16 protein-coding genes are annotated in these 20,320 nt (G+C 63.6%); 8 read left to right on the top strand and 8 right to left on the bottom strand.

Features of this window, described 5'->3' with window-relative positions; all coding sequences use genetic code 11:
• Positions 1-156 precede the first annotated feature (156 nt).
• Positions 157-2,325 carry a 4-alpha-glucanotransferase gene (locus tag MHX66_RS05915; protein ID WP_239201143.1) on the top strand — a complete coding sequence of 723 codons (2,169 nt, stop codon included), beginning with the start codon at positions 157-159 and terminating at the stop codon, positions 2,323-2,325.
• Between the two features lie 177 nt (positions 2,326-2,502).
• Here MHX66_RS05915 and MHX66_RS05910 read toward each other — a convergent pair whose 3' ends face one another.
• Positions 2,503-2,748 carry a hypothetical protein gene (locus MHX66_RS05910; protein ID WP_239201142.1) on the bottom strand — a complete coding sequence of 82 codons (246 nt, stop codon included), beginning with the start codon at positions 2,746-2,748 and terminating at the stop codon, positions 2,503-2,505.
• A gap of 63 nt (positions 2,749-2,811) precedes the next feature.
• On the bottom strand, positions 2,812-4,968 hold the full coding sequence (locus MHX66_RS05905) for a M3 family metallopeptidase (protein ID WP_239201141.1): 2,157 nt from the start codon (positions 4,966-4,968) through the stop codon (positions 2,812-2,814).
• 25 nt (positions 4,969-4,993) lie between these two features.
• Between MHX66_RS05905 and MHX66_RS05900 the strand changes: the two genes are divergently transcribed.
• The 4 genes from MHX66_RS05900 (at position 4,994) to MHX66_RS05885 (ending at position 11,170) form a co-directional block, all read left to right on the top strand.
• Positions 4,994-6,406, top strand: a complete 1,413-nt coding sequence (locus MHX66_RS05900; protein WP_239201140.1) for a carboxylesterase family protein — start codon at positions 4,994-4,996, stop codon at positions 6,404-6,406.
• 89 nt (positions 6,407-6,495) lie between these two features.
• Positions 6,496-7,755: a MalY/PatB family protein gene (locus MHX66_RS05895; RefSeq protein WP_239201139.1), complete on the top strand. Its 1,260-nt coding sequence runs from the start codon at positions 6,496-6,498 to the stop codon at positions 7,753-7,755.
• An 11-nt stretch (positions 7,756-7,766) separates the two neighbouring features.
• Entirely contained in the window at positions 7,767-9,734 is a 1,968-nt protein-coding gene (locus MHX66_RS05890; protein WP_239201138.1) for an ABC transporter ATP-binding protein, read from the top strand.
• A gap of 47 nt (positions 9,735-9,781) precedes the next feature.
• Entirely contained in the window at positions 9,782-11,170 is a 1,389-nt protein-coding gene (locus tag MHX66_RS05885) for an aspartate aminotransferase family protein (protein WP_239201136.1), read from the top strand.
• A gap of 92 nt (positions 11,171-11,262) precedes the next feature.
• Here the strand turns inward: MHX66_RS05885 and MHX66_RS05880 are convergent, their stop codons facing one another.
• From MHX66_RS05880 to MHX66_RS05855, 6 genes are all read right to left on the bottom strand, one after another.
• Complete coding sequence (locus MHX66_RS05880; RefSeq protein ID WP_192816666.1) at positions 11,263-11,460, bottom strand: CsbD family protein; 198 nt, start codon at positions 11,458-11,460, stop codon at positions 11,263-11,265.
• A gap of 91 nt (positions 11,461-11,551) precedes the next feature.
• Positions 11,552-12,406, bottom strand: a complete 855-nt coding sequence (locus MHX66_RS05875; RefSeq protein ID WP_239201133.1) for a 3-hydroxybutyryl-CoA dehydrogenase — start codon at positions 12,404-12,406, stop codon at positions 11,552-11,554.
• An 85-nt stretch (positions 12,407-12,491) separates the two neighbouring features.
• Positions 12,492-14,348 (bottom strand): BCCT family transporter, encoded by a 1,857-nt coding sequence (locus MHX66_RS05870; protein ID WP_239201132.1) that lies wholly within the window; start codon positions 14,346-14,348, stop codon positions 12,492-12,494.
• Positions 14,349-14,739: 391 nt separating this feature from the next.
• Entirely contained in the window at positions 14,740-15,618 is an 879-nt protein-coding gene (locus MHX66_RS05865) for a hypothetical protein (RefSeq protein ID WP_239201131.1), read from the bottom strand.
• Between the two features lie 87 nt (positions 15,619-15,705).
• A complete protein-coding gene (locus tag MHX66_RS05860) occupies positions 15,706-16,671 on the bottom strand; it encodes a class A beta-lactamase-related serine hydrolase (protein WP_239201130.1) in 966 nt (321 codons plus the stop codon).
• Positions 16,672-16,810: 139 nt separating this feature from the next.
• Positions 16,811-17,476 carry a metallophosphoesterase gene (locus MHX66_RS05855; protein ID WP_239201129.1) on the bottom strand — a complete coding sequence of 222 codons (666 nt, stop codon included), beginning with the start codon at positions 17,474-17,476 and terminating at the stop codon, positions 16,811-16,813.
• A 125-nt stretch (positions 17,477-17,601) separates the two neighbouring features.
• Between MHX66_RS05855 and MHX66_RS05850 the strand changes: the two genes are divergently transcribed.
• From MHX66_RS05850 to MHX66_RS05840, 3 genes are read left to right on the top strand one after another with little or no spacing between them, the layout of a single operon-like run.
• Positions 17,602-18,594 (top strand): bile acid:sodium symporter family protein, encoded by a 993-nt coding sequence (locus MHX66_RS05850; RefSeq protein WP_239201126.1) that lies wholly within the window; start codon positions 17,602-17,604, stop codon positions 18,592-18,594.
• A 21-nt stretch (positions 18,595-18,615) separates the two neighbouring features.
• On the top strand, positions 18,616-19,545 hold the full coding sequence (locus MHX66_RS05845; RefSeq protein WP_239201124.1) for an NADP-dependent oxidoreductase: 930 nt from the start codon (positions 18,616-18,618) through the stop codon (positions 19,543-19,545).
• Positions 19,546-19,602: 57 nt separating this feature from the next.
• Positions 19,603-20,289, top strand: a complete 687-nt coding sequence (locus MHX66_RS05840) for a hypothetical protein (protein ID WP_239201122.1) — start codon at positions 19,603-19,605, stop codon at positions 20,287-20,289.
• The last annotated feature ends 31 nt before the right edge of the window (positions 20,290-20,320 follow it).

Genomic DNA, 20,320 nt, shown 5'->3' with positions numbered 1-20,320 from the left:
CATCACGCCGAACCTTCGGGAAAAATCCCCACACCAGTTGCCCCACCCATCTCCTCACTGGCTCACCACTGGCTCCCCGCTGTCTCCCCACAGGCCTGCCCGCCCCTTCTTTCGCAAAAGGCTGAAAAGTGGAAGATGCGCCCGGTGCCCTGCACAATGGCAGTTGTGACTAGCTCTGTGGAACCCGGCGGACAGATCGCCCCCGATGTCAACGCAATCCTCAACGAACTGGCTGCCGAATGCGGCGTGGCCACCTGGTACACCGGCCAGAACGGTCAAAGGGTAGAGGTCCAAAGCAGCACCGTGCTCTTCGCACTCCGCGAGCTGGGTCTGGATCTGCCCGAAGATCCCGGCGCCCTCACCGAAGAGATTGCGCAGGCGGCCATCGAGGACCTGCTGCGCGCCCGCTACAGCCGCATGCTTCCTCCCACCGTCACCGCCATCGCCGACCGGCCGCGCACCCTGCGCGTCCACTGCATCGACGGCGAATCGCTGCAGGTGCTAGTCCGCACCGAGGACGGCGAGACCATTCCCCTCGAGCAGCTCAACGAGTGGGTAGACCCCATCACCGTCGGCGCCGAAGCTGCCGCCACCACTTTCGGCACCGCCACATTCCAGCTACCCGCCCTGCCCGCGGGCTGGCACCAGCTAGAGGCCCGCGCCGACTCCACGGAAGCTACTTCTACCCTGCTGGTTTCCCCCCAATCCCTGGAGCTGCCGGATGCTCCGCGCACCGGAGTGATGGCACAGCTGTACTCCCTGCGCGACCGCGGTGCCTGGGGCATCGGCGACTACGGCACTCTCGAGGTTCTGAGCGATTCCCTGCAGAAGCTCGGCGGGGCGGACTTCGTACTGGTGAACCCCATGCACGCGGCGGAGGCTGCTCCCCCGGTGGAGGATTCCCCCTACCTGCCCACCACCCGCCGCTACACCAACCCCATTTACATCCGGGTAGAGAACACACCCGAGTACGCGGCGCACCCCGAGCTGCACGCGGAAATCGAGCAGCTCGCCGCCCCGCTGAAGAAGCGCAACCACACGGCTGATTTGTTGGATCGGGACCCCGTGGTGGCGTCCAAAATCAAGGCCCTTCACCTGTTGTATTCCGCAGGGATCGGCGACGTGCGTGCGGAACAGCTGCGTGCATTCCGCGAGCGCGAGGGCGAGGGGCTGGTGGGCTTCACCGAATGGTGCGAGCGCGCAGCCGACGATCCGGCGCTGACCAGCGACTTTTACGCGTGGATGCAGATGCTCTGCCAGGAGCAGGAACTGCACGCGCAGAACACGCTGACCGAACACATGAGTATCGGACTGATGGCCGACCTGGCCGTGGGCGTGCACCCCGGTGGCGCAGATGCGCAGACTCTGGCCGACGTACTGGCTCCCGGAGCCAGCGTGGGCGCCCCGCCGGATGGCTACAACCAGCAGGGCCAGGACTGGTCGCAGCCGCCGTGGCACCCCTGGAAGCTGGCCGAAGAGGGCTATCGCCCGTGGCGCGACATGCTACGTACGATCCTGCGCACCGCCGGTGGCATCCGCATCGATCACGTGCTGGGGCTGTTCCGCCTGTGGTGGATACCGCGCATGGAATCCCCCACCCTGGGCACCTACGTCACCTACGACCACGAGGCGCTGGTCGGCGCGCTAGTGCTGGAGGCTCACCGCGCCGGTGCCGTAGTGGTCGGCGAGGACCTGGGCACCTTCGAGCCGTGGGTACAGGATTACCTGGCCAGCCGCGGCGTGATGGGGACCTCGATCGTGTGGTTTGAGGGCGACGGCAACGGGGCGAAGCCGCCGGAGGCCTACCGCCGTACCTGCCTGACCTCCGTGACCACACACGACCTGCCCCCGACCGCCAGCTACCTGCGCGGCGGGCACATCGACCTGCGCGAGGAGCTGGGGGTGCTGACCCGCAGCGCGGACGACGAGTTCGCCGAGGATGCCAATTGGCAGGTCGACGTGCTGGGCACCATCGCCCACCACGGCGGATTCCGCGGAATGGACTGCGAGGGCTACTTCCTCAACGACCTGCGCCAAGAGCTGGACGATCCGCGGCATGGGCGTGAGCGCCGCCCGGATGTCTCGTACATCCTGCGCGCCATGCACCGCTACATTGCGCAGACCCCTTCGCTGCTGCGCTGCGCCGCGCTGGTGGATCTGGTGGTCGACCTGCGGGCGCAGAACCAGCCGGGCACCACGCAGGATCTGTACCCAAACTGGCGTGTGCCGCTGTGCGACGGCGAGGGCAACCCGGTGTTGGTGGAGGATCTGGCGGATATGCCGCTGGCCCGCGACGTGCTGGCTGCCACTCGCGGCGAGGGCTAGAAGCGCGCTCGCGGGAAGCCCGCTGGGCTAGAAAACGCTGGTGGCCAGCCAGGCCACAAGCAGCAGAACCAACAGCAGGGCCAACGCCTGGCGCACCTTGGAGTGGTGTTTCATCGGCTGCTAGTCCTCTCCGTCTCTACTGTCTCTGTTTCTGTTTCTGACTACTTCTGGTCCGTCTTAGCGCTTCTGGTCGTCTCCGGCGCTGCGCTTAGCGCCGTCGTCCAGCGGCACCGAGCTGCGGCTCGCCCACATCTCGCGTAGCGAAAGCGCCCCGTGCACGCGCTCTTCCTCCGCGCTGGCGGGGAAAATTCGCAGCGCAATCACCTGCCATACTAAGGCCAACACCATGCAAACCACGAATAAGGCGAGGAACACCAGCGGGGTTTGGATCCACACCGGCGCGTTGATCAGCCATTCCATCATTGGTGGCGCTCGCCCTTTCTGATTCCCTGTTTCTCTGTTGGTCTTCTGTATTTTTCTTGACGCCTACCCCTGGCTCAGCCCGCGGCGGTCAAGTAGCGGCTGCACGCGGCGCTGCTGGCCGCGGAACATCCAGAATGCGTCTTCGAAGTCGATGCTAGCGCCGCGGGAGAGGATGATGCGGCGGAAACGCTCGCCCGCGAAGCGGACATCATCGTCGTCGAGGTCGGCGGCGTCATTAGACTCCCCCACTGCAGCTCCGGTATCGACGAAGGCCTGGAAACCGTCGGCGTCCAGCACCTCCGCCCACAGGTAGCTCCAGTAGTCGGCAGAGTAGCCGCCGGCGAAGATGTGGTTGAAGTAAGCCGAGCGGTAGCGCGGGGCGAGGGCTCCGTTGACGTCCACACCGGCGCGCTCCAGGGCTTCGGCCTCGAAGGATTCCACCTGGGCGGCGGCATCGTCGGTGGCCGCGAGCTTCTCCGCCTCCACGGCGGAGAGCTTGTGCCAGGCCAGGTCCAGCCAACAGGCGGCCAGGAACTCGGTGGTGGCCAGCCCCTGGCCCCACTTCGCCTGGGCGCGGATCGCGTCGACGAACTCGCCGCTGATGACTTCCCCGGTTTCCACGTGGCGGGCGTAGTTGCGCAGCACGGCGGGCTCCAGAGCCCAGTTTTCGTTGATCTGGCTGGGGAATTCCACGAAGTCGCGGGGCACGTTAGTGCCCGACAACGTGGGATAACGCACGTCGGAGAGCAGGCCGTGCAGGGCGTGGCCGAACTCGTGGAAGACGGTCTGCACCTCGTCGAGGGTCAGCAGCGCCTGCTCGCCTTCGGCGGGTTCGGCGATGTTCATGACGTTCACCACCACCGGCGCCTTGCCCAGCAGGTTGGATTGCTCGACGAAGGAGTTCATCCACGCGCCGCCGCGCTTGGTGGGGCGGGCGTACATGTCGGTCAGCAGCAGGCCGATGCCGACGGGCGCGCTGTCTTCGGCTCCATCGGCGCTATCGGCGCCCTCGGTAACCTCCCACACCCGCACGCCCGGCGCGTAGCCGACCAGGTCGGTGCGTTCCCGCACGTCGATGCCGTAGAGGCGCTTGGCGGCGAAGAAGGCGCCGTCGACCATCACCTGCTCTAGCGGGAAGTACTTCTTCAGCTCGGCTTCGTCGACGTCCAGCTCTTCTGCGCGCAGCTTGGCATCCCAGTAGAGCCAGTCGGCGCCGCTGAGCCCGGTTGTGACCACGGTGCCCTCTGTGCCCTCCGTGCCCGCTGTGCTCCCGGCTCCACTCACAGCCATCTTGTCCAGCGCCCGCTTGTACTCTCCGTGTGCGTTCGCCACGGCGGCGGGCGTCACCTGATCCAGCAGATCTTCGACCGCCGCGAGGCTACCGGCGGTCTCGGCGGCGGCGACGAACTCAGCGTGGTTGGCAAAGCCCAGCAGCTCGGCACGTTGGGCGCGCAGGCGCACGATCTGCAGCAGCGTGGCCTCGTTGCTGCCGGTGGCGCGGTTCAGCGATGCCTCGTGCACCTTCGCACGCGCGGCCGGGTTCTCCAGGGACTCCAGCACCGGCTGGATGCTCGGCAGACCCAGGCGGATCAACCAGCCTTCCTCCCCGCGTTCGGCGGCGGCCTTGGCGAAGTACTCCTTATCCGCCGCGCTCAGCCCTGCGACCTCGGCCTCGTCGGTCAGCAGCACCGCCTCGTCCTCAGTGGCGGTCTGCAGCTGCGCGCCGAAGGCAGTGGTCAGCTCGGCCAGCTGGGCGTCGATGTCGCGCAGGTTTTCCCGCTGCGTGTCGTCCAGCTCCGCGCCGCAGCGGATGAAGCTCTTCTTCAGCTCCCGCAGCAGGGCTTCCTCTTCGCTACCTTCCGGTTGCTCGGGCAGGGCGCAGATGCGCTCCCACAGCTTCCGGTTCAGCCAGATTTCGCTGAAGTGCCGCGCCAGCTCCGGGCTGATGGTCGCCTCGATCTCACGCACCTCGTCGGTGGCGTTCGTGCCCGCGTAGTTGAAGACAATGGCCAGTACGCGCTGCAGCATCTGGCCAGATTCTTCCCACGCCTCAGCAGTGTTTTCCCAGGTGGGCGGCTCGGGGTTGTCCGCGATTGCCGCGATCTGTGCGGTATGGTCCACCAGGGCGGTACGGAAGGCGGGCACCAGCTCGGCAAGGTCGACGGCCGCGAAGTCCGGCAGTTCGTAGGGCAGTTCGGAAGCGTTCTGGAGGTAATCCATGGTCACCCACTCTAACCTTGAGGCCATGGATTACGTTGATGTGGTCACCGATCAGGGCACCGTCCGTGGCTACCTCCGCGATTACGGCGCTGGCCCCCTCCTGCGCTTCCAGGCCATCCCTTACGCAGCGAGCGGCCCCTTTGCCCCTCCGGGCGCTGCCCCTTCTTTTTCTTTTTATGATGCCCACCCCTCCGCCGCCTCAACTCGCCAATCCCTTTCCATCACCTGCCCGGCCGGCGCCACTGAGGATTCCACCGAGGCTTCCACTGGCGCGCCTGTGATCGTGTTTATCCACGGCGGCCGCTACGAGGAGGGGCACGCTGATGATCCCTGGTACCGGGGCATTCGTTTTGCCGAGGACGGCTGCTTGTTCGTGGCCGTGAACTACCGCTACCGCCTGGAGGGCTTCCTGCCCCTGCTAGACGAGGCTCACCCCGCCGACGTGGACGCTTCGGCGGATCCGAACACCGAGCCGGAGTACTTCCGCGGCGCCGAGGACATTGTGGCCGCCTTGCGCTGGGTGCGGGACAACATCGCGGCCTTTGGCGGGGACCCCGAGCAGGTCACGCTGATGGGCCAGTCGGCCGGCGGCGCACTTACGGCCTGGACGCTGTGCAACCCGCGCACCGAAGGCTTGGTGCACCGCGCCGTGATTCTCAGCCCCGGGTTCCCGCGCGAGGGCTGGCCGAGCCGCGAGCATGTTGCCCGCGCGGTCCTCGGTGGCCCGCTGACCAGCAAGCACCTGGCCAGCCTCTCGCCTGAACAATTGGAGCGCGCCTATCGACGCTACGCCCGCTTCTACGGTTCGGACTGTGCCGTGGGGCCGTATCCTTTCCGGCCCAGCGAGATGCGCGACGTGCCGCTGTTGATCGGCACCCTGCGCGAGGAGTTCACGAAAATGCCTTTCGCCCGCGCCATCGACAAGCGCTTGAGTTCCAAGAACCCGCTGGTTCGGCAAGCGGCCAAGGCGCTGGGGTGGTACGCGGAACGGAAGCTGGGGGCGCGGGTGCGGTGGGCGTCACCACATCCGGTGGGAATGGCCATCGGGGATTCGGTCATCAAGCGCTGGGCCGTGGCGATCATGGAGGAGAAACGCGATACGAGCTGGGCCTATGAGTTTCACGGGAGCCAATCGGCCTGGCACTGCGCGGATCTGCCTTTGGTGTTTGACGCCCTCATGGTCGCGCCGGAGGCAGTGCGATTCTTCTGCGGCGAGTCCGCGGCGGAGCGCTTGCAGCCGTTGGCGACGGAGTTTCACGGGATCGTCTCACGCTTCGCCCGCGGGGAGGATCCGGAGTGGCCACACTATGGTTCGCGGCGTATGGTGCGGCGTTTCGATACGGATGCATCCGCGCGGGGTGAGGTGACCCGCGAGGTGGCGGAGGATGCCTACCAGCAGATTCGTAAGGATTATCCGGAGCTGTACCCGAGCCGTTAGGGCTCAATCTGGGCTAATTCAGCGCCCGCAATAGGCCGTTTCTAGACGGCTACTAGACAGCTCGGTCTAGAGTGCTAGGGTGGGAGGCTATGAACACAACCACCCAGAACAACAACCCCGAGAACCTCCAGAACACCCAGAACACCCGCCCGCAGGATTCCGCCGTATCCGTCCCCGACCTCGCCACGCTGCGCGCCCGCGGGACGATGAAGTGGACCGTCTACGACGAAGACGTACTTCCCCTGTGGGTCGCCGAAACCGACTTCGACACCTGCCCCGCCGTCAAGCAGGCCATCCAGACAGGCGTGGACCGAGAGTACTTCGGTTACGAGCGCCGCAATGGCTCGGTGGAGAAGGCCCTTGCCGGTTTCCTGGACCGCCGTTTCGGCTGGCAGATCGACCCGACGTGGGTGCGGCTCGTGCCGGACGTAGTTAAGGGCGTGGCCGCGGCCATCGACGAATTGACGCCCCAGGGCTCCGACGTGATCGTCCCCGTGCCGAGCTACCACCCGTTCTTCGACGTGCCGAGCGCGGTGAAGCGCCCGAAGGTCGAGGTGGAGATGACCAAGGTGGAAAAGGATGGCGCCGAGGAGTGGGCTTTCGACTACGCGGCCCTGGAGGCCGCCTTCGCCAACACCGACAACCCGGCGGGCGTGGGCGCGATGATCGTCTGCAACCCGTACAACCCACTGGGTCGCGCATGGCGCCCGGAGGAGCTGGCCAAGCTGGTGGAGCTGGCCGACAACTACAACGTGCGCCTGATCTCCGACGAGATCCACGCGCCGGTGGTCTACGCGCCGCACAAACACACTCCCCTGGCCACGCTTAGTGAGAGCGCCGCGCGGGTGACCGTGACCGTACTGGCCACATCCAAGGGGTGGAACACCGCCGGCCTGCACTGCGCGCAGATGGTCTTCACCAACGCGGACGACCGCGCGGCCATGGCGAAGGTCAGCCCGCTGCGCACCGGATCTGCCTCCACGCTGGGGCAGGTCGCCGCCGAGGCCGCCTACACGGACGGCGAGGCCTGGCTAGACAGCGAGCTGGAGTACCTGGAAGGCAACCTGGATCTGCTCGAACGTCGCCTGCCGGAGGTGCTGCCCGGCGCGAAGTTCATCCGCCCCGAGGCCAGCTTCCTGCTGTGGGTAGACCTTAGTGAGGTCCCGGGGCTGGAAGAGAAGCCGGGCCAGAAACTACTGGAAGGCGCCCGCGTGGCCTTCAACGAGGGCACCATGTTCGGCGCCCAGGGCGCGGGGCATGTGCGCATCAACTTCGGAACTTCCCGAGAGATCCTCAACGAGGCCCTGGACCGCATCGCGGAATTCGCTAAGGCGCATGTAAACAATTAACTTGGCTAGGTGTGATTAATGCCTTTAGCCGAATCCTGCGTTCCACCAAGGAACTGTGGCCGTTCTACATCATTGTGATGATCACCAGCCTCGTCACCGCGGGGCTGGCGCTGGCCACACCCTTCCTGGTGAAGTTGGCCACCGACACGATCGTGGACACCGTCGGCGGTGGAGGGGTCTCCGACGCCGCCATTGAAAACGCGACGAAGACCGTCATCTGGCTCGCGGTCGGGCTACTAGCGGTGGAGCTGGCGAACACCATCATCCGCAACATCGGCGGTTGGTTCGGCGACGTGATGGCGATGCGGATGCGCCAGATCCTCTCCAACCGCTATTACGCCAAACTTCTGGCCCTCCCGCAGGGCTACTACGACAAGCAGGTCACCGGCACCATCATTTCCCGGCTGGACCGCTCCATCCTGGGGCTAACGGACTTTATCAAGTCTTTCGCCAACAACTTCTTCTCCATGCTGATCACCGTGGTGATGATCCTGGTCATCACGGCGATCTATTACTGGCCGTTGGCACTGCTGCTGGCCATCATCTTCCCGATGTATCTGTACCTGACCATGCTGACCTCCAAGAAGTGGATGGTGTGGGAGAAGGAAAAGAACGAGCACATCGACGTCGCCCAGGGGCGCTTCGCGGAGGTCATCGGCCAGGTGAAGGTAGTGAAGTCCTTCGTCTCGGAGCTGCGCGAGCTGCGGCTGTTCCAGAAGCACTTCGCCGACACGATCCAACTGACGCGCGAGCAATCCCGCTGGTGGCACTTCATGGACGTCCTGCGCATGGGCGGGATGAACATCATCTTCTTCGCCATCTACCTGATGCTGTTCTGGCGCACCCTGCACGGCGACTTCACGCTCGGCGACATGGTGCTTCTGCTGCAGTACGTGGTGATGGCCCGCCAGCCGGCCGGCATGATGAGCTGGATGGTGGATACCGCGCAGCGCGCCGCCGCGGGCTCCCGCGAGTACTTCGAGACCATGGAGGAGCTGGAGGAGCCATCGGCCACCGCTCCCCTGCTGGAGGCCGCCCGCCCAGGTGGGCCGATGCTGGTCTCCCAGGAGGATGTGGACCAGGCCGTGCGCCCGCAACTGTCCGCCCCGGAAACCGGGCCGGTGATCGACTTCGACCACGTGAGCTTCGAGTACCTCAAGGGTGAGCCCGTCATCCACGAAGTCACCTTCCAGGCGGCCAAGGGCGACCAGGTGGCACTGGTCGGCGAATCCGGTGGCGGCAAGTCCACCCTGGTGAACCTGCTGCTGGGCTTGTACCGGCCCACCGAGGGGCAGCTAAAGGTCTGTGGCAAGGACGTGGCGGACATGACGGCTGCGGAGCTGCGCAGCTCCGTCGGCGTGGTGTTCCAGGAACCCGCCCTGTTCTCCGGCACAGTGCGGGAGAACATCGCCTACGCCAAGCCCGACGCGACCGACGAGGAGATCGTGGCGGTGGCCAAACGCGCCTTCGCCCACGACTTCATCATGCACTTCAAGGACGGCTACGACACGCTGATCGGCGAACGCGGACTGCGCCTTTCCGGCGGGCAGAAGCAGCGCATTGCCGTGGCCCGCGCGATGCTGAAGGACGCGCCCGTGCTGATCTTGGACGAAGCCACCTCCGCGCTGGATACCAAGGCCGAGCGCGTGGTGCAGGCCGGCCTAAACGAGCTGATGGTGGGCCGCACCACCATCGTCATCGCCCACCGCCTGTCCACCATCGCCGACGTGGACAAGATCGTCACCCTGGACAAGGGGCACGTCTGCGAGGTCGGATCCCCGGCGGAGCTGGCGACCAGCGGCGGCATCTACAACGAGCTGCTGCAGCTGACCAGCTCCTCCTCCGCCGCCGACCGGGCACGCCTGAAACGCTTCGGCTTCGCCGAACCAGGCGCCGAAGACGACGAAGACTACGGCGAGGATTACAGCGAGGATTACGACGAGAGCTTTACGGAGCAGGCCACCCGGGAACAGTCTTAGGCAACTCCTCCGCTGCCGATGCCAATACACAGGAGTAGCCTGGGGGAATGACTGAATTACCCCCTAACATCACCGAGTTCACTACCTTCGACGGCGCGAAAGTTGGCGTCGGTACCGAAAAAGCAAAGACCGCAGAGCAGCAGGTACGCGACAACGACGGCAACTATGTATTCCACAGCTGGTCGGCGCAAGAGAAGATCAACCCGCAGCCGCTCAGCCACGCGGAGGGCGTGTGGATCTACGACTACCAGGGCAACGGCTACCTGGACCTGGGCAGCCAGCTGGTCAGCGCCAACCTGGGCCACGCCCACCCGAAGCTGGTAGAGGCAATCCAGCAGCAGGCAACGCGCATCACCAACCAGAACCCCGCGTTCTCCAACGATGTGCGCAGCGAACTGGCCAAGGAAATCGTGGAGCAAGCGCAGGGCGACTTCTCCCACATCTTTTTCACCAACGGTGGCGCGGACGCCATCGAGCACGCCATTCGCATGGCGCGCCTGACCACCGGCAAGTCCAAGATCCTGACGGCCTACCGCAGCTACCACGGCGCTACCGGCTCCGCGATCATGGCCACCGGTGAGGCTCGCCGCCACGGCAACCCCACCACCGACGGCGACGTGAAGCACTTCTGGGGTCCGTTCCTGTACCGCAGCGCCTTCTACTCCTCCACGCAGGAGGAAGAGTGCGCCCGCGCTCTGCAGTCGCTGGAGGAAACCCTGGTCTACGAGGACAACGTGGCTGCCGTGCTGATCGAGTCCGTCGTGGGCTCCAGCGGCATCATCGTCCCGCCGGAGGGCTTCCTGCAGGGCGTGCGCGAGATCTGCGACCGCCACGGCGCGCTGTACATCGCCGATGAGGTCATGGTCGGCTTCGGCCGTACCGGCAAGATGTTCGCCTACGAGCACGGCGGCAAGGATCTGCAGCCGGACCTGGTTACCTTCGCCAAGGGCGTGAACTCCGGCATGGCGCCGCTGGGTGGCGTGATGATGAACGAGGCCGTCTACCAGCGCTTCGCCGACAAGCCCTACCCGGGCGGCCTGACCTACTCCGGCCACCCGCTGGCATGTGCCCCCGGCCTGGCTGCGCAGAAGGTCTACCGCGAGGAGAACACCTTCGAGAAGGTTGCCGAGCTGGGCGAGCGCGTGATCGCCCCGGCGATGGAGAAGATCGCGGAGAACCACCCAAGCGTGGGTAACGTCCGCGGCAAGGGCTTCTTCTGGGCCATCGAGTTCGTCAGCGACCAGGAGGCCAAGACTCCGATGGGTGGCGAGGCCATGGGTGCGTTCGGCGCCGAGCTGAAGAAGGCTGGCATTTGGCCGATGGTTTCGGGCCACCGCCTGCACTTCGCCCCGCCGCTGATCACCACCGAGGAGCAGCTGAACTGGGCACTGGAGATCGTCGACCGCGCGGCAGCGGTCGTTGACCAGGCGCTGTAAGGCTCCGGCACGCGCCAGCGCGCCGGGAGCTCCCCCGGGCAATAGCAAAATTCCCGGCTGATTTTTCAGCCGGGAATTTGTCGTTTTAAGTTTTACTTCTGAGCGTCGCCCAGAACCTTGTTTACAGCGTCGGAAGCCTTGTCCTTCAGCTCGTTGGCCTTGTCCTTGATGTCGGACTTGGTCTGGTCTGCGCGACCTTCGTTAGCCAGGTCCTGGTTATTGGTGGCCTCGCCGGCGGCTTCCTTGGCCTGACCTGCGGCGCCCTCTGCCTTGTTCTTCAGATCGTCGATGGACATATGTTGGCCTTCCTTTCGTTGGGGTCAACCCGCCAGGCAGATCCACGGTTGCGAACCCTTAATTTACCTAGCGAGTGTCGTGGGTTTAATTGTACTCGTAAAATCCCTTGCCGGACTTGCGCCCGGTGTGACCTGCGGTAACCATGCGGCGCAGCAGCGGCGGGCAGGCGTAGCTCGGGTCGCCGAACTCCTTGTACATGACGTCTGCGATGAAGGCGCAGGTATCCAGGCCAACCATGTCTGCCAGGGTCAGCGGACCCATCGGGTGGTTAGCGCCCAGCTTCATGCCAGTATCGATATCCTCCGGGGTTGCCACGCCGTTTTCCACCATGCGCACTGCGGAGAGCATGTACGGCACCAGCAGGAAGTTCACGATGAAGCCGGAGCGGTCCTTCGCGCGGATGGCTTGCTTGCCCAGCTTCTCGGTGGCGTAGGTCTGAGCCACCTCAACGACGTCCTCGTCGGTGGTCAGCGCCGGGATGACCTCCACCAGCGGCAGAACCGGAACGGGGTTGAAGAAGTGCAGACCCAGCACACGGCCCGGGTTCTTGGTGGCGCTGGCGATGGTCTGGATCGGCAGGGAGGACGTGTTGGAGCACAGCGGCGCCTTCTTGTCCTCGACGATCTCATCCAGCTTGGCGAAGACGTCCTTCTTGATGTCCTCGTTCTCGATGATGGCCTCCATGACCAGCTCGCGGTCAGCGAAGTCCTCGAGCTTGGTGGTGAAGGTCAGACGGCCCAGAGCTGCGTCGCGGTCCTCCTCGGACAGCTTGCCGCGGCTGACGGCCTTGTCCAGGGACTTCTCGATGCGAGCCTTACCCGCATCGGCGAACTCCTGCTTGGCCTCCCAAACCAGCACGTCGCTGCCAGCCTTGGCGGCGACCTCTGCGATGCCAGATCCCATCAGACCTGCACCGATAACACCTACACGCTGAACCATGGTCACTCCTTTTTTATAGGTTTATTCGTACTAGATCCAGCCTACCGATGTTGTAGGTGCGATTGTGCTTAACGCTTTTCCTGATCTATTCCTTATTGACGCCCTCATCCTCCGCCGAGCCTTCGGGCTCAGTCGGCTCGTCCGTAATCAGTTCGCCCTCCTGGTCGTACATCGGGCGCGCGGGGGCGACTTCCGCCTCATTGTCCACGTCGCCAACGATTCCCAGGTCGCCCTCGATGCGCACGTTGCCAGGGATGACGAGGTTTCCTTCCGCGTCGTACTCGAAGCGGGCGTGCTCGTTACCCTCGTTGTCATAGCCAGGGGCCGGGCGAGCTTCGTGCTCGGCCAGCTTCTCCGCAGAGTCGGTCTTGCCCCACTGGCGGCTCGGCGGCTCGGGGCGTGCCGCAGAGTCGTCGTTCATTCCCTTCACGAGAGAGAACATCATGACGAAGTTGAACAGCACGAATGGGAAGCCAATGATAATCACGGTTTGCTGCAGCGCATCGATTCCGGAATCCGGAGCCATGATCAGGATGGAACCTGCGACGGCACCGATCATGATGCACCACAGCAGGCGGTAGATCAGCGGGGTCTTGCCCTCTTCACCGGCGGCGAACATGTCGTTGATCAGCGCCGCAGAGTCGATGGAGGTGACGAAGAAGATGGCGATAACGAACAGCGCCAGGATGCTGATGGCAAGGGTCCACGGGAAGTGCTCCAAGAAGGTGAACAGCGCGGTGGCGGGATCGCCCTCTTCCACGATCGGCTGGGTCAGCACGCCCGGCTCCTTCTTCTCGATGTCCAGGCCGGCGTAGCCAAAGACGGAGAACCAAACGATGGTGAACGCAGTCGGCAGCAGCAGCACGCCACCGATGAACTCACGGACGGTACGGCCACGGGAAATGCGGGCGACGAACATGCCCACGAAAGGCGACCAGCAGATCGTCCACGCCCAGTAGAAGACCGTCCACTTACCCTGCCAGCCGGGGTTTACCTGCTGCGAGTCGGACCAGAACATGATCTTCGGCAGGTACTCCGCGTACAAGCTGGTGGCATCCATCGTGCCGCGCAGCAGTAGAAGCGTGGGGCCGGTCAACAGTACAAACACCATCAGCAAAGTTGCGGCGAGGATGTTGATGTTGGACAGCCACTTGATGCCCTTCGACAGCCCCGTGGATACCGAGATGGACGACGCCACCACGATGACGACAAGGATGCTGATCTGCACCCATGCGACGGTGTCCGCGCCGAACACCTTGGCCAGGCCAGAGTTGATCTGTAGCGTACCGAGGCCGACCGAAACCGCGATGCCGAAAACGGTGCCGATGATGGACAGGGCGTCAATAAGCTTTCCGGGCCACCCGTAGATACTGGCGCCAAGAATGGGCGCGAAGATACTAGATACGCGCGGCGGGAGGTGACGCTTGTAGATGAAGTAGCCCAGAGCAAGGCCCGGCAGGGCGAAGATAACCCACATGTGCAGGCCGAAGTGATACAGGGTAAAGCCCATGGCCTCGCCGATCGCTTCGGTGCTCATCGGTTCTGCGTCCTGCATGGGCACGTTGACGACGTGGTTCATCGGCTCGGCCACACCGTAGAACATCAGCACGGAGCCGAGGCCGCCGGCGAAGAGCATCGCGAACCAAGACATAGTTCGGAATGCAGGCTCCTCACCTTCTACGCCCAGGCGCATGCGGCCGAAGCGGGAGACAAAGAGAACGATGAGGAACAGGAAGGCCAAGGAGATGCTGCCAATGTACAGCCAGTTGAAGTTCTCCAGCAGCCAGTTTGCGCCGGTCTGCAGGCTTTCTGCGGCCCTGTCCTTGAAGATGATCGCGTAGCCGACAAAGGCAACGATGAAGCCGAAGGCAACCCAGAAAATTAGCGGGTCGACCTTTACTTTTTCCGCGTTTGCCGCGGCTGTAGATTTTTCGCCTTCCATGGCGGGATCACTCCCCAATTTCGTACTCGAACGTGTGTAGGTCTTGCAATACCCTATCCCCTCGCCCGGACAATCATGTCCTCAGAGTGAGAATTCCTGGTTGCAGCGAGCCCGTTTTCGGTTCTTGAACAGGGGTTTTATCGTTTGCGGGAAAAGCCTATCTAACGCGTAGCGACCTTGCAGACCGTACACAGGGTTTTTCCAGGAAGGCACTTTAGATTAGTGCTCAGTGGTCGACAGAAAGGATCCACATACGAACGGTCATTCTCCTCTTGAAACGTCAGCAAGAAACCCCCAGGTTTTAAGTCCGCCTGGGGGTTTCTTGTTTTTGCTTGGAGTTTGGCGCCCTTAAGTTCTGGGCACCGTTGCAGCTTGCACCGTTGCAGCTTAACTAGTTGTAGCTGGGCCTACCGGTGGGCACGGCGGGGCTTTCGGTCATGCTGCTCAGCATCTCTTCCAAATCTTTCAGGCTGTCGTCGAGCTGATCCTGGTAATCAGACATGTCCGGGAAGTCCGAGGGCAGAGTGATGCCAGAGGGGGTGGGGATCGAGGTCAGCGGGTTGTCTTCGTTCTGGTTCCCCGAAGTCTCTTCGTTGTTCTCCCCCGTCGTATCCGTGGTCTCGGATGTAGAGGAGGTGGGCTTTTCGTCGCCGTCGTCGTCGCTGGAGACCAGGTTGTAAATCAGCACACCGCCAACTACCAGCGCGATAAGCACCAGTAGGCCGACGACGATCTTGGTTACTTTGCCGTTGCCACCTTGTCCGTTGGAGCCGTTAGGGCCGGGCTGGCCGTATGCCTGACCATATGCCTGGCCGGGCTGGCCGTATGCCTGACCATATGCCTGGCCGGGCTGGCCGTAACCCTGCTGGCCGGCCTGACCGTATCCTTGCTGGCCATAACCCTGCTGGCCGTAGCCCTGTTGACCGTAGCCCTGTTGACCGTAGGCAGCTTGGCCATAGCCCTGCTGACCGGCCTGACCGTATCCTTGCTGGCCATAGCCCTGCTGGTCTGCCTGGCCGTAGCCACCCTGAGGGTTAAAACCAGGCGCACCGTACCCCTGATTGCCCGTGTTCTGGTAGCCCTGCGAGTTTCCAGTACCGGAGGCTCCGAATACCTGTGTGCTCTGATCATCCTGGCGGCGGTACTGCGGGGGCTCCGCACCTGCCCCTTCCGACTTGGCTTGCCCCAAATATTCGGTCGGATTGTCGGCGTTCTGCCCGTCCGCGCCGTTGCCTCCGCTGTTGAAAGGGTTCTTGTTCTGTGGTGCCATTACCTAAAAACTTTCCGTACCAGGAGCCGAGCTCAATCCTTCATGTGCCTTAGTTGCTTATGTGCCACTGCACTTCGAGACTTAAGACTATCGCAGGTATCCTGCTGCCGCTCGAGTATCTGCGTTCTGCACCGCACGGCCGCCCCAGGAGAAGGAGGCCACGGTGTATCCGTTGCCGAAGGAGGCCGAAGCCAAAGTCTGGCGACCGTAATCGGACCAGCCCCACTTCGTGCCGTTGACGCCCGGCAGGTGCACCGTTCCCCAGTTCTGGCGGGTGCCGTCAGCCGCCACGGGGCTGGCGGTGCGCATCCAGTGCAGCACCAGGGAGCGCGGGTGGCGGATACGCAGCTTGTGCAGGAATAGAGCGGTATCCGTCGCGGATGTATAGGAGTTACCCCAGTGGACGGCTGCACGGGTGTTGCGTAGGCCATACTCGCGGGCGATGGTACTGATAGATCGCGGGTACTTGCGGTAGACCTTGGAGGCTGCACCGTCGTCGGAGAAGCGGATCATGCGCTCTGCCAGGTAACGATCGGAGTTACTGCGATCGCCGTAGCGCAGCACGTAGTCCGCCATGTACAGCTTCACGATGGAAAGCCCCGGGCGAGACTCATCCGCGTTCGGGGTCTTGGCGATGCCGTTATTGGTCACCACTGCCATGGATGTGCGCGCGGGCACGTTGTGGATCGTGCGTACCTTGTAGCCATTGTTCGGTGCCGACCGGTGCGGCGCCGGGCGCTGCGGGGCGGAGGAACCCGGGATCTGGTTGGCGGACATTCCCAACTGGTTCAGCGCATCCTCCACAGCCTGCGGAACCGGAGGCAACGGTGGGAGCTGTGGGAGCTGCGGCGGCGGGGGCAGCTGAACCTGCGGCATGGGCGGAAGCTGCGATCCGGCGGGCGGACCCGCAGGCGCAGCATTCGCCGGGACGGCGAACCCTGCCACACCAATGGAGGCGGTCAGAGCGGCGGTGGCGATGCCCTTTGCAGCGGAGCGTGAGCTCTTCGCCGCATGCCGCGGACGGTAGGTGTACTGGGAAAAGTCGAACGTCATAACCTCAAGTCCCGTTTATTCATGTTGTTGCGCGCCGAGAAGTTAGCGTCACCTAGAAAAAGGGTCAACAAAGTGCCCCGAGCGATAAACGCACAGCATAAATATACATAAATAGATACTTACGCGCCGGCTTTGGGCGCTATGCATCGCGGTAAAGCAACTCCATGACCTCTTCATATGGGGCGGGGCGCAGATCCCAAGCATCCACTCCCACGTCGACCTGACCCGGCCCAGTGATGGGCGCCGCGGAATGCAGGTGGCCGTGAATGACGTATGGCACGTCCAGGCGCAGAGAGTCGTAGCGAGACTCCATGCCCTCGTGATCCTGACCAGGGCGCGGGAAGTGGCACAGCCAGGCGACCTCGGTATCGGCCTTCTTAGCTAGGTCCTCGTTATCGGCCACCCCGTCGCCGTCCAGATCCCACGGGACGACACACTGGTAGGGCTGCACGGAATCAAAAACCTCCAGGAAGCGGCGCTGCCGCTCGGCGCTGTTGGCATGCAGCGGATGGCAGGAGTCGTGGTTGCCGGCGATCAGGTGAACGGTGACGTCCAGACCGGAAAAGGCCTGGGCCAGCAGGTCCAGCGCTCGCTCTTCCTGCGGACCCCACCCAGAGGAAATGTCGCCGAGAACCCACAACGTATCGCCCGGGGCCAGGGCGCTGGTGAGGTTATTCAGGATCGTTTCGTCGTGCCGCTCGACATCCGCATCGATCTCCCCGCTGTTGCCGTAGCCGCGCAGTTCGGCGACGAAGGGGTGGCCAAGGTGCAGGTCGCTGGTGAACCAGGTGCGGGGTTGGTTCATTGGTCACTCCTTCTCTTGGGCGCGGGGCTGCTAGAACCACTCTAAACCAATCCCCCACCCCCGTTCACGGCAGGCTTTTCCGGAGAATTTCATACTTTGAGACTCCTATCTCATATACTGGTCACATGACGACCAAAGAGAAGAACACCGAAGCGCCCAAAACCGGCGCGGAAAACACCAATGCCACCAATGCCTCTGAGGAACGCTCCGCCACCATTGCCGTGTGGGCCTTCCCCGCATTCATCCTGATCGGTGCTGGCCTGGCACTGGCCAGCCCGGACACCTTCACTCCCCTGGCGGCGCACATCTCCACGATGATCGCCATCATCATGCTGTGCATGGGCCTCACGCTGACGCTGCCGGACTTCGCACTGGTCATCAAGCGCCCCATGCCGATCTTCATCGGCGTGCTGGCACAGTTCGTCATCATGCCGCTGGGTGCAATGGCCGTTGCCAAGCTGCTGGGACTGAACCCCATGCTGGCGGTCGGCCTGCTGATGCTGGGCTCTGTCCCGGGCGGCACCACCTCTAACGTGGTTTCCTACCTGGCCAAGGGCGACGTTGCCCTGTCCGTGACCATGACCTCCGTCTCCACGATCCTCTCCCCGATCGTCACCCCGGTGATCATGCTGCTGCTCGCGGGCGAGGAAACCCCGGTGGATGGCAAGTCCATGGCGTGGAGCCTGGTCCAGACCGTGCTGCTGCCCGTCATCGGCGGCCTGGTCATCCGTGTGATCTTCGACCGCATCGTCCAGTTCCTGCTGCCGGTCCTGCCGTGGCTGTCCATCATCGCCATCGGTGGCGTGGTCTTTCCCGCAGTGGCTAAGTCTTCGGAGACCCTGATGAACGTCGGCGTAACCGTCCTGGTTGCCGTCATCATCCACAACCTCATCGGCTACGTCCTGGGTTACTTCGCCGCCCGCGCTACCGGCGAATCCGCTGCCGTGTGCCGCACCACCGCCATCGAGGTCGCCACGCAGTCCGCTGGCCTGGCCTCTGGCATGTCGGGCAAGTACTGGGCTCCGGAGGCTGCCATCCCTGGTGCGGTCGCCGCCGTGTGGCACAACATCTCCGGCGCTCTGTTCGCTTTCCTCATGCGCCGCTTCGCCAAGAACTAGCGGACCCCTACCATGGGATTCATGCGTATCTTCGGCTTTGAATCCTTCGGCGGCCCCGAGGTCACCGGCTTCCTCGACGTCGCCGACCTCACCTGGCAGCCCGGCAGCGTGCTGATCCGCCCCACGGCGATCAGCCTGAACCCCGGTGACATTAAAGTGCGGAACGGCCAGCGCCAGGGCTCCTTCCCGGTCTCTTTCCCCATGGCCATGGGTCGCGAGGCCGCTGGCATCGTCGTCGAGGCCGCCCCTTCCACCGGGTTTTCGCCAGGTGATCACGTCTTTGGTTCGGCTTTCTCCGGCACTGGTGCTGCGAGTGATTCCTTTGTTCTTTTGGACGCCACCTCGACCGCAGCTATCCCCAGCGGTGTAGAGGCCACGGATGCCGCCTGCCTACCCGCGGCCGCCGGGACCGCCTACGACGCTTTGGCAGAACTGCACGACCTGGAAACTTGGCCGGATGAGGGCGCCCGCCTGCTAGTGATCGGCGCGGGCGGTGGCGTGGGCACGCATGCCCTGCAACTGGCGCGGCATTTCGACATTGAGGTCATCGGCATCGCCAGTGCTCGCAAGAAGGTCCTGGTAGAGCGCCTGGGCGCGCGGTTTATGGATACCGCGGAGCTGGGCAAGACTGGCTCCCACGTTACTGTTCCGCCGATGGACGGCATCCTGGACCTCGTCGGTGGCGAGGTCTTGGAGGGGCTTGCGCATCTTGCACCAGAGGGCGCGATCCGCAGCGCTGCCGACAAACAGCTGGCCACCCGCCTGGGTGGCAGTGGTATCACTCGAGTCCGCACCCAGGAGCGCTTCGCAGAGCTCGCTCGCTTGGTGGCGGAGGGTGCGATGCGCCCGGTAATCGGCAGGGAGCTGCCCTTCAGCGCCGCCGCCGAGGGCTACGAGGAGGTCGAGTCGGGCCACGCGCTGGGAAAGGTCGTTCTCACTGTGAATGACTAGCGGAAGCGCTAAGCTTCTTCATTAATACGACTCTTCTCTTAACTTAAGGACAGCTTCATGAAGCGCACGTCTGCCCTTGCCTTGCTCACCGTCGCCGCGATGGGTTTAAGCGCCTGCGGTTCTGAAGATTCCAACGATGCCGCCGACTCCAGCAGCTCCGCCAGCGCCTCTGCACAGCAGTATTTCGCCGCCAAGGATGAAAGCTCTAAGAAGGGCGACTCGAAGAAGGGTGACAAGGCAGACGAAACCACGCGCGCAAAGTCCACCAAGAAGTCCGGCCCCAACCCCACCCCACCGGCTTCAAACCACGGTTCCGGTCACAGCTCTGCCGCAGAAAGCAACAACCGCGCAGCTGAGCTGACGCGAGGCCAACGCAAACCTTCCTCTTCCAACGGGGGACCTGCTTACCCGCGAAATGACTGCGGGGTCACCGCAAATGGCGCTGAGATCAGCGTTCCGCTGCGTACGTCATGCGAATTCGCCGATGTAATTTATGCGGCGGCATTGAAGCCCACCTACGTCTATAGGGCCAGCGCCCCTAACGTTACGGCTTTGCCCCGTGCAAGCATCACGGTCACTGACCCCGATTCCGGTGATACTCATGGGATGGACTGCCGCGTGGGCTCGGACGGCAGCACTCTAACTTGTCAGGTAGGCAAGTCGAACGATTACGACTTTGGGGCAGACTTCGCCTTGAAACAAAAGAAGTGGTTCGACTACCTCACAATCGCCACTCCCCAGTAGGGCTCCCTGCGCCCTGCGCGGATCAGGCGAA

Origin of the sequence: Corynebacterium sp. ACRPH (assembly GCF_022347285.1) — a bacterium.
GTDB lineage: Bacteria > Actinomycetota > Actinomycetes > Mycobacteriales > Mycobacteriaceae > Corynebacterium.
This window is presented reverse-complemented; position numbering and strand designations above follow the sequence as displayed.